This is a genomic window from Streptomyces alkaliphilus, assembly GCF_014141535.1.
In the GTDB taxonomy this organism is placed as follows: domain Bacteria; phylum Actinomycetota; class Actinomycetes; order Streptomycetales; family Streptomycetaceae; genus Streptomyces; species Streptomyces alkaliphilus.
In genome coordinates, this window is sequence record NZ_VKHT01001189.1 from 1 (window position 1) to 1,357 (window position 1,357).

Sequence of the window (1,357 nt, forward strand, 5' to 3'; positions counted from 1 at the left end):
GGGAAGGGGGCGGTGGGCCCCGTCCCCCCTGCGGGGATCGCTCGGTCCGCCCCGGAGCCCGCCCGGCGCCGGGCGCGGGCCAGGGCCCGCCCGCCGGCGGTGTACCAGCCCACGGCCAGGACCACGGCGAGCGCCACCTCGACCGCGTCCCCGCCGTGGTACATCAACCGCGCGCCCGTCCGCAGGTCCTCCCCGTCCACGACGACTCCCGGCGGCGGGTGGGCGTACAGGCTCTTGGCGAGCGTGGAGTGGGCGGCGCCGGCGAGCAACAGCGTGCCCCCGCGCACGGCGAGGCCGTACCGCCGGTGGACCGGGTCCACCTGGCAGATCGTGAACGCGAACAGCAGTCCGGCGGCGAACACGTGCAGGTGAACGGCGGCGTGCGTGAGGGGATGCGCGTGCGCGACGGACCACAGCGGGGTGCGGTACAGCAACCACAGCGCGCCGACGTCCAGGAGGGCCGCCACCGGGGGCAGCAGCAGGACCGCCGCCGGACGGGACCGGGCGAGCACGAGCGGCAGCCGCCTGAGCCGGCCGGGCGGCAGGACCCGGGGCAGCAGGCTCAACGGCCGGCCGAGGACCAGGAGCAGCGGGGCGACCATGCCCACCAGCAGGTGGACGGCCATGTGCGCGGTGAAGGGTCCGCCGGGCAGTGGACCGAGGACCGCGTACACCAGGGCCGCGCCGCCGGCGGCGAAGGAGAGGTCCCGCGAAGGGGGCCAGGTGTCCCCCCGGTGGCGCAGCCGGGCGGCGGCGAGCAGGTGGGAGAGGACGACCGCGCCGATGAGGCACGCGGCGAGCACGGGCAGCGGGACCGGGGGGCCGCCGTGGAGGGGGGCGTGCGCTGTCGCTGTCACGCGAGCCGCGTCCACCCCGGGGAACAGCGCCCCGGTCACCGGGCCGTCCCGGTCCGCCGGTGGGCCCGCACCGCCAGGAGGGCCCCGATGACCAGCAGGACCACCGCGAACCCGTTCCACGCCAGGTCGTAGGGGAGGATGTCCACCCCGTACCGGATCTGGTGCAGCCGCAGCACCTTGTGCACCAACACCCCGTCCAGGAGCTGGAAGCCGCCGGTTCCCAGGAAGAGGCCGGCCACCGCGTGGCCCCGGGACAGCGCCCCCCGCCGCAGGAGGTCGCCCACCAGGGCGAAGCCGGCGACCAGGGCGAGCAGTTCGGCGGTGTGCAGCAGCCCGTCCGACATCAGGCCCACGGCGGGGGTGGAACGGTCCCAGAAATGGTGCCAGCCCAGGATCTGGTGGAAGACGATCTCATCGACCGCCGCCATCAGCCCGGCCCCGATCAGCACGCACGCCCACAGGGACCGACGCGGACGCAGGGACTCGGTGGGGGCGGGGCG

2 protein-coding genes are annotated in these 1,357 nt (G+C 76.3%); both read right to left on the bottom strand.

Annotated features, from left to right (window positions below; genetic code table 11):
• A partial coding sequence (locus FNQ90_RS23330; RefSeq protein WP_182608162.1) for a cytochrome c oxidase assembly protein occupies positions 1-857 on the bottom strand: 857 nt, incomplete at its 3' end.
• Between the two features lie 35 nt (positions 858-892).
• On the bottom strand, positions 893-1,357 hold a 465-nt coding region (locus FNQ90_RS23335; RefSeq protein ID WP_407699435.1), incomplete at its 5' end, for a DUF2243 domain-containing protein.